General features: G+C 75.7%; 7 protein-coding genes. 4 read left to right on the top strand and 3 right to left on the bottom strand.

Going from position 1 to position 8,246, the window contains the following annotated elements; translation table 11 throughout:
* Window positions 1-220 precede the first annotated feature (220 nt).
* The 3 genes from IH44_RS0137870 to IH44_RS0137860 all read right to left on the bottom strand — a co-directional run bounded on the left by IH44_RS0137870 (window position 221) and on the right by IH44_RS0137860 (window position 2,774).
* The gene (locus tag IH44_RS0137870; RefSeq protein ID WP_030464393.1) at window positions 221-1,072 is read right to left on the bottom strand and encodes an ABC transporter permease; all 852 of its coding nucleotides are present in this window, start codon (window positions 1,070-1,072) and stop codon (window positions 221-223) included.
* On the bottom strand, window positions 1,069-2,013 hold the full coding sequence (locus IH44_RS0137865) for an ABC transporter ATP-binding protein (RefSeq protein WP_030464392.1): 945 nt from the start codon (window positions 2,011-2,013) through the stop codon (window positions 1,069-1,071). Before IH44_RS0137865 ends, IH44_RS0137870 begins: the two co-directional genes overlap by 4 nt.
* 98 nt (window positions 2,014-2,111) lie before the next feature.
* Window positions 2,112-2,774, bottom strand: coding sequence for a TetR/AcrR family transcriptional regulator (locus IH44_RS0137860; RefSeq protein ID WP_063759763.1), 663 nt, complete (start codon window positions 2,772-2,774; stop codon window positions 2,112-2,114).
* Window positions 2,775-2,868: 94 nt separating this feature from the next.
* Here IH44_RS0137860 and IH44_RS0137855 point away from each other — a divergent pair, with 94 nt between their 5' ends.
* The 4 genes from IH44_RS0137855 to IH44_RS0137840 all read left to right on the top strand — a co-directional run.
* Window positions 2,869-3,726, top strand: a complete 858-nt coding sequence (locus IH44_RS0137855) for a class I SAM-dependent methyltransferase (protein WP_030464390.1) — start codon at window positions 2,869-2,871, stop codon at window positions 3,724-3,726.
* A gap of 69 nt (window positions 3,727-3,795) precedes the next feature.
* Complete coding sequence (locus IH44_RS0137850; RefSeq protein WP_030464389.1) at window positions 3,796-5,262, top strand: aminotransferase class I/II-fold pyridoxal phosphate-dependent enzyme; 1,467 nt, start codon at window positions 3,796-3,798, stop codon at window positions 5,260-5,262.
* Window positions 5,259-5,774 (top strand): CinA family protein, encoded by a 516-nt coding sequence (locus IH44_RS0137845; RefSeq protein WP_051818178.1) that lies wholly within the window; start codon window positions 5,259-5,261, stop codon window positions 5,772-5,774. Before IH44_RS0137850 ends, IH44_RS0137845 begins: the two co-directional genes overlap by 4 nt.
* A gap of 77 nt (window positions 5,775-5,851) precedes the next feature.
* Window positions 5,852-8,246: molybdopterin oxidoreductase family protein (locus IH44_RS0137840; protein ID WP_030464387.1), on the top strand; the 2,395-nt coding region annotated here is incomplete at its 3' end.

The following is an 8,246-nucleotide window of genomic DNA, read 5'->3' as shown; positions in this document are numbered from 1 at the left end:
GACGGGGACAGCGGGGACGGGGACAGCGGGGACGGGGACAGCGGGGACGGGGACTGGGGTGGCCGGGTCGTGCACGGGGAACCCCCGGGGGTGGTCGGACGGCGGGTGCCGCGGGGCCCCGGCGCTCGGTGCGGCCGGGGCCCCGCGGCAGGTCAGTCTGTCAGGCGCGGCGCGTACGGCCGAAGCGCCCTCGCGCGGTGTCGCCCGCGCGTCGCGTCGCCTACGCGTCGCGCCGCAGCAGTCGCACCGCCGCGCCCGCCAGCGCCGCCACCGTCCACAGGGCGAAGACGGCCAGTCCGGCGCCGGGCGACAGGGTGGTGCTGTCGTGGGTGAGGGCGAACATCGCCTGGCCGGCGTTGCTCGGCAGGTACGGGTTGATGTGGTCGTGCCAGGAGCTGGGCAGCAGCGACACCAGGCCGGGCACCAGCATCAGCGAGGCGACCAGCACCGAGATGCCGCCCGCGATCGAGCGCAGCAGCATGCCCAGCGCGACGCCGATCACGCCCACCAGGGCCAGGTACAGGCCCGCGCCGAACAGGCCGCGCACCACGCCCGGGTCGGAGAAGGTCAGCGCCGCCTTGGTGCCGGACAGGATCCCGCTGCCGAACAGGAAGGCCACGAACACCCCGGCGGTGGCCAGCACCAGCGCGACCGCCCCGTACACCAGGGCCTTCGCCCACAGCACCGGCAGCCGGCGCGGCACCGCGGCCAGCGTGGAGCGGATCATGCCGGTCGAGTACTCGCCCGCCGCGATCAGCACGCCCAGCACGCCGAGCGCGAGCTGCGCGAAGTTGGTGCCGAACAGCGACAGGGTGAGCGCGTTGGCGTCGGCGAAGTCCCGGTCCATGTGCCGGCCGGAGGTCAGCCGGGACTTGAACTGGTAGGCGGCGATCAGGCCGAACGCCACCAGGAAGAGCAGCCCGAGGCCCAGGGTGATCCAGGTCGAGCGCAGCGACCAGGCCTTCGCCCACTCCGAGCGCAGCACCCGGGCGGCGGTGACCTTGTACGGCGGACGGGCGGGGCGCTCGGCGGCGGCCGAGGACGGGGCGGGGGTGGGGGCGATGGTGCTCACGCGGCGCTCCTCGAAGTCTCGACGGGGTGGGTGGTGGTCGAGCCGTGGTACTCCACGGCGTCCCGGGTCAGGTCCATGAACGCCTGCTCCAGCGAGACCGTCCGGGTGGCCAACTCGTAGAGTGCGATGCCGTGTTCGGCCGCGACGGTGCCGATCCGGCGGGCCGTCAGGCCGGTCACCTCCAGCTCCTCGGCGCCCGTCCGGCCGGTGATCTCCACGCCGGGGCCGGTGAGCAGCCCGCGCAGCTTCGCCGGGTCGGCGGAGGCGACCGTCACCCGGTCGCCGCCCGCCTGCCGGACCAGCTCCTGCACGGTGGTGTCGGCCAGCAGCCGGCCCCGGCCGACCACGATCAGGTGGTCGGCGACCAGCGCGACCTCGCTCATCAGGTGCGAGGAGACGAACACGGTGCGCCCCTCGGCGGCCAGGCCGGTGAGCAGGTTGCGGATCCACAGCACGCCCTCCGGGTCGAGGCCGTTGACCGGCTCGTCGAGCATCACCGTGGCCGGGTCGCCGAGCAGGGCCGCCGCGATGCCCAGCCGCTGCCCCATGCCGAGCGAGAACGCCCCGGCGCGCTTCTTCGCCACCGACTCCAGGCCGGTCAGGCCGATCACCTCGTCCACCCGGGCGCGCGGGATGCCGTGGGTGTGGGCCAGCGCCATCAGGTGGTTGAAGGCCGAGCGCCCCGGGTGGATCGACTTGGCCTCCAGCAGCGCGCCGACCTCCTGCAGCGGCGCGGCGTGCTCGGCGTAGCGGCGCCCGTTGACCCGCACCGAGCCGCTGCTCGGCGCGTCCAGGCCGACGATCATCCGCATGGTGGTGGACTTCCCGGCACCGTTCGGGCCCAGGAACCCGGTCACGCTGCCCGGCTTGACGGTGAAGTCCAGCCCGTCGACGGCGGTCTTCTCGCCGTAGCGCTTGGTCAGCTGCTGCGCCTCGATCATCCGGTCCGCTCCCTGCCGCTGCGGGGCCGGGCCGTCCCGACCGCCTCTGCTGCCACGCTAGGCCCGGCCCGGGCCCGGACGGCGGCACCCAGGGACGATCATTCGGCCGCGGGTGGTACCGCGGTACCACCGCCGCCCCCGTCCCCGGCTTCGGATCCGGTTCCGCCCCCGGCTCCGAAGGGCGGTACCAGCGCGGCGACCAGACGGCGGATCAGCGACGGGTGGTCGGCGGGCTCGGCGTGACCGTGCATCAGCAGGTGGTGGACGGTGCCGACCAGGGCGAGCGCGATCACCGGGCCGTCGGCGGCGGGGGAGAGCCGGCCGAGCCGCTGCTCGGCGGCCAGGTAGCCGGCCAGCGCGTCCTGCACCGTGCCGGGCCCGGGCGCGCCGTCCCGCCAGGCCCGCCGGACGCGGTCGGCCACGCCGCTGCGGGAGACCGCGGCGGCGGCGACCACCGGGCCGTCGGCGCCGAGCAGGACCAGCGCGGCCCGGGCCAGGTTCTCCCGGACCTCGCCCTGACCGGCCCGGTCGGCCAGCGGGGCGACCTCGGCGGCGACCCGTTCGAAGCGGTCCAGGACCAGCTGCGCGACGAAGTCGTCCAGGTCGGCGAAGTGGTTGTAGAGCAGGCCCTTCGCGCAGCCCGCCTCCTCGGTGACCGAGCGGTTGGTCAGCCCGGCGGGCCCCTCCCGGGAGAGCACCCGTTCGGCGGCGGCGAACAGCCGCTCCCGGACGTCGGGGATCGCTACGCCGCGCGGTGACACGGGTCCTCCTGGGGTCGGCCTTGCCGGTATGGGCATCTGCCCATACCGTGGGTATGGGCGATCGCCCATACTACTGTCCCGACCGGGGGAACCCATGCCCGCCACCGCCAACACCGCTCAGTCCGACGCCTGGAACGGCCCCGAGGGGCGTCACTGGAGCGACCACCAGGACCGCTGGAACGCCGTCAACGAAGGCTTCAACGCGCCGCTGCTCGCCGCCGCCGCGATCGACGCCCGCACCCGCGTCCTCGACGTCGGCTGCGGCGCCGGGCAGACCACCCGGCTGGCCGCCCGCACCGCCGCCGCCACCCTCGGACTCGACCTCTCCGGCCCGATGCTCGCCACCGCCCGGGCCCTGGCCGCCGCCGAAGGGCTCGGCGACCGGATCGCCTTCGAGCAGGGCGACGCCCAGGTCCACCCGCTGCCCGCCGCCGCCTTCGACGTGGCGGTCAGCCGCTTCGGCGTCATGTTCTTCGCCGACCCGGTCGCCGCCTTCACCAACCTCGCCCGCGCCCTGCGCCCCGGCGGCCGGCTCGCCTTCGTCTGCATGGCCGACCCCGCCCGCACCGAGTGGGTCCGGCTGTACGACACCGTCCGCGACCTGCTCGGCGTCCCCGCGCCGGAGCCCGGCCCCGCCGACGGCCCCGGCATGTTCTCGCTCGCCGACCCGGCCGTCGTCCACCGCACCCTGGACGCCGCCGGGTTCGACCGCGTCCGCACCGAGCCCGTCGAGTCCGCGGGCCGCTTCGGCGCCGACCCCGCGGACGCCGCCGACCTGCTGCTCGGCTCCGGCCCCGGCCGCCACCTGCTCACCCTGCTCGACCCCGAGCACCCCGCCGACGCCGCCCCGCGCGCCCGGGCCGCCTTCACCGCAGCCCTCGCCCCCCACCACGGCCCCGACGGCGTCCGCCTGCGCACCGCCGCCCACCTGGTCACCGCCGTCCGCCGCTGAGCGCCGCCCGCCCCGGTCCGGCGGCCGCCGGGCCCGTTTCGCCGCCCGGGCCGAGGGCACACGCGCCGCATGGACCAGTCCCAAGCGCCGGTGATCGAGGCCCTCGCGGCCTTCCACGCCAATCCGCTGACCGTGTTCACCCCGCCCGGCCACAAGCAGGGGCGGGGCGCCGATCCGCGCGTCCTGGAGGTGCTCGGGGCGGACGTGTTCCGCTCCGACGTGCTGGCCAGCGGCGGGCTCGACGACCGCACCGACTCGCGCGGCATCCTGCCGCACGCCCAGGCGCTGATGGCCGAGGCGGTCGGCGCCGAGCACACCTTCTTCTCCACCTGCGGCAGCTCGCTGTCGGTCAAGGCCGCGATGCTGTCCGTCGCCGGGCCGCACGAGGAACTGCTGATCGGCCGCGACGCCCACAAGTCCGTGGTGGCCGGGCTGATCCTGGCCGGCATCCGCCCAGTCTGGGTCGACCCGTCCTGGGACGCCGGCCTGCACCTGGCCCACCCGCCCCGCCCCGAGGCGTTCCGGGCCGCCCTGGAGCGCCACCCCGACGCCAAGGGCGCGCTGGTCACCTCGCCCACCCCGTACGGCACCTGCGCCGACCTGGCGGGCATCGCCGAGGTCTGCCACGCGGCCGGGAAGCCGCTGATCGTCGACGAGGCGTGGGGCGCCCACCTGCCCTTCCACCCCGACCTGCCGCAGTGGGCGATGGACGCCGGGGCCGACGTCTGCGTCACCTCCGTCCACAAGATGGGCTCCGCCCTCGAACAGAGCTCGGTCTTCCACCTGCGCGGCGACCTGGTCGCCCCCGACGCGCTCAAGCAGCGCGAGGACCTGCTCGGCACCACCAGCCCCTCCGTCCTGATCTACGCCGCGCTCGACGGCTGGCGCCGCCAGATGGTCCAGCACGGCCACGAGCTGTTCGGCGCCGCGCTGGCGCTCGCCGCCGACGTCCGCGAGCGGATCGAGGCCCTGGACGGGCTGCACGTCCACGGCCGGGACGACTTTTGCGGGCCCGGCCTGGCCGCCGACCTCGACCCGCTGCAGGTCATCGTCGACGTCTCCGGGCTCGGCACCACCGGCTACCGGGCCGGCGACTGGCTGCGCTCGTACCACCAGCTCACCCTGCACGTCTGCGACCACCGCCGGATCAGCGCCCAGCTCACCCACGCCGACGACGCCACCACCGCCGACGCCCTGCTGCGCGGCCTGCGCGGACTCGTCGCCGCCGCACCCACCCTCCGCCCGGCCGCCCGGGTGCACGTCCCCGACCCGGGCGAGCTGCGGCTTGAGCAGGCGGCCCTGCCGCGCGACGCGTTCTTCGGCCCCACCGAGCAGGTGCCGCTGGAGAAGGCGTCCGGCCGGACCGCCGCCGAGATGCTCACCCCGTACCCGCCCGGCATCCCCGCCGTGCTGCCCGGCGAACGCCTGAACGACGCCGTCCTGGACTACCTGCGCACCGGGCTGGAGGCGGGCATGCTCGTCCCGGACAGCGCCGACCCCGACCTGGCGACCGTCAAGGTCGCCCGCGGGACATGAGCACCGGCGGGCCCCGCCCCGGGCTGCCCGACAGCGCCGTCCTGGCCCGGCAGGTCACCGCCGCGCTGGCCGCCGCCGGGCACACCGTCGCCACCGCCGAGTCCCTCACCGCCGGGCGGCTCGCCGCCGTCCTCGCCGACGCCCCCGGCGCGGGCGGGGTGTTCCTCGGCGGCGTCGTCGCCTACGCCACCGAGGTCAAGGCGGACCTGCTGCGCGTCGACCGCGCCCTGCTCGCCGACCAGGGCACCGTCCACCCCGAGGTCGCCGCCCAGATGGCCGAAGGCGTCCGGGCCCGCACCCGGGCCACCTACGGCCTGGCCACCACCGGCGCCGCCGGGCCCGCCCCGCACGACGGCCGCCCCGTCGGCACCGTGCACATCGCGGTCAGCGGCCCCGACGGCACCCGCACCGCCCGGCCCGAACCGCCCACCGACCGCCCCGACGACATCCGGGCCGCCGCCGTCGACGCCGCCCTGCGCCTGCTGCGCGACCGGCTGCGCCCGCCCGACTGAACGGACCGGCGCGCATGCCCCGCGGCCCCCCGGGTACACGCGGCAGCCGTCGGGCAGTGACACACGGAGGTGGCGCCATGCGCGAGCGGATCGACCGGATCGCCGAACCCTGGGGCGACCGCACCCCCTACGCCCCCGGGCAGCCGTGGCCGGTGCGCCGGGACAGCTGTCTGACCGCCGCCGAGGTGGACCGCTGGGTGCCCGCCGCCTCGCTGCTGCACTCCAACGGCGACGCGATGGACGTCGCGGTGCGCGACGGCCGGATCGTCGGGGTGCGCGGCCGGGCGGACGACCGGGTCAACCGGGGGCGGCTCGGCCCCAAGGACCTGTTCGGCTGGCAGGCCAACCACGCCCGCGACCGGCTCACCGTCCCGCTGGTGCGGCGCGGCGGAGAACTGGAGGAGAGCGACTGGGACACCGCGATGGGCCTGGTCGTCGACCGGACGAAACACCTGCTGGAGGAGCACGGGCCCGGCGCGATCGGCTTCTACACCTCCGGGCAGCTGTTCCTGGAGGAGTACTACACGCTCGACGTGACCGCCCGCGCCGGCATCGGCACCAACCACCTGGACGGCAACACCCGGCTGTGCACCGCCACCGCCGCCGAGGCGCTCAAGGAGACCTTCGGCTGCGACGGCCAGCCCGCCTCCTACACCGACGTCGACCACTGCGACACGCTCGCCCTGTTCGGCCACAACATGGCCGAGACCCAGCCCGTGCTGTGGATGCGGGTCCTCGACCGCCTCGCCGGGCCCGAACCGCCCCGGCTGCTGTGCGTCGACCCGCGCCCCACCCCCGTCGCCGCCCGCTCCGAGGTGCACCTCGCGCCCCGGATCGGCACCAACGTCGCACTGCTCAACGCGCTGCTGCACGAACTCGTCCGCACCGACCGGATCGACCACGCGTACGTCGACGCGCACACCGTCGGGTACGAGGAGCTCGCCGCGGGCGTCGGGAGGTGCACCCCGCAGTGGGCCGCGCGGATCTGCGACGTGCCCGCCCGGGAGATCCAGCGGGCCGCCGAACTGCTCGGCGAGGCACGGAAGTTGCTCTCCACCGTGCTGCAGGGCGTCTACCAGTCGCACCAGGCCACCGCCGCCGCCGTCCAGGTCAACAACCTCCAGCTGCTGCGCGGCATGCTCGGCCGCCCCGGCTGCGGGGTGCTCCAGATGAACGGGCAGCCCACCGCCGAGAACACCCGCGAGTGCGGCGCCGACGGCGACCTGCCCGGCTTCCGCAACTGGGAGAACGCCGCGCACGTCGCCGAACTCGCGGAGCTGTGGAACGTGGAGCCCGAGCGCATCCCGCACTACGGGCCGCCCACCCCCGCGATGCAGATCTTCCGGTACGCCGAACAGGGCTCGATCAAACTGCTGTGGATCTCCGGCACCAACCCGGCCGTCTCGCTGCCCGAACTCGCCCGGATCCGCGAACTCCTGCGCGGCGAAGGCCTGTTCACCGTCGTCCAGGACCTCTACCCGACCGAGACCGCACTGCTCGCCGACGTCGTGCTGCCCGCCGCCACCTGGGGCGAGAAGACCGGCACCTTCACCAACGCCGACCGCACCGTCCACCTCTGCGAGCAGGCCGTCCAGCCGCCCGGACAGGCCCGCTCCGACCTCGACATCCTGCTCGACTACGCCCGCCGGATGGACTTCCGCGACCGCGACGGCGCCCCGCTGATCGGCTGGCACGACGCGCCCGGCGCGTTCGCGGCCTGGCAGCGCTGCTCCGCCGGACGGCCCTGCGACTACACCGGCCTCAGCTACGGACTGCTGCGCGAGCGCGGCGGCGTCCAGTGGCCCTGCGACGCCGAGCACCCCGACGGCACCGAACGCCTCTACTCCGACGGCATCTCCTGGGCCGCCCCCGACACCTGCGAGACCTACGGGCGCGACCTGGTCACCGGCGCCGCCGTCTCCGAGACCGAGTACCGGGCGCTCAACCCCGACGGCAAGGCGGTGCTCAAGGCCGCCGAGTACCTGCCCCCGCACGAGGACGTCAGCGCCGAGTACCCGCTGCAGCTCACCACCGGCCGCACCCTCTACCACTTCCACACCCGCACCAAGACCGGCCGCACCCCCCAACTCGACGCCGCCGCACCCGAGACGTGGGTCGAGATCGGCACCGGCGAAGCCCGCCGGCGCGGCCTGGGCGAGGGCGACCTGGTCGAGGTCGCCACGGCCCGCGGCGCCGTCCGGGCCCGGCTGCGGGTCACCACGATCCGCGACGGGCTGCTCTTCCTGCCCTTCCACTACGGCTACTGGGACACCCCCGGCCGCACCGGACCCGGCCCCGACGGCGGCCGCGCCGCCAACGAGACCACCGTCACCGACTGGGACCCGGTCTCCAAACAGCCCCTCTACAAGACCGCCGCCGCCCGCCTCACCCGGATCGCCCCCGCCGACGGCACCCCCGCCCCCGCACCCACCACCACCGCCTCCGCGCCCGCCGACCCCGCCGCCGCACCCC

The organism is Kitasatospora sp. NRRL B-11411 (genome assembly GCF_000721345.1).
GTDB classification, from domain to species: domain Bacteria; phylum Actinomycetota; class Actinomycetes; order Streptomycetales; family Streptomycetaceae; genus Kitasatospora; species Kitasatospora cineracea.
The sequence above is the reverse complement of the archived record's forward strand: the minus strand, read 5'-3'. Positions and strand labels throughout refer to the sequence as shown.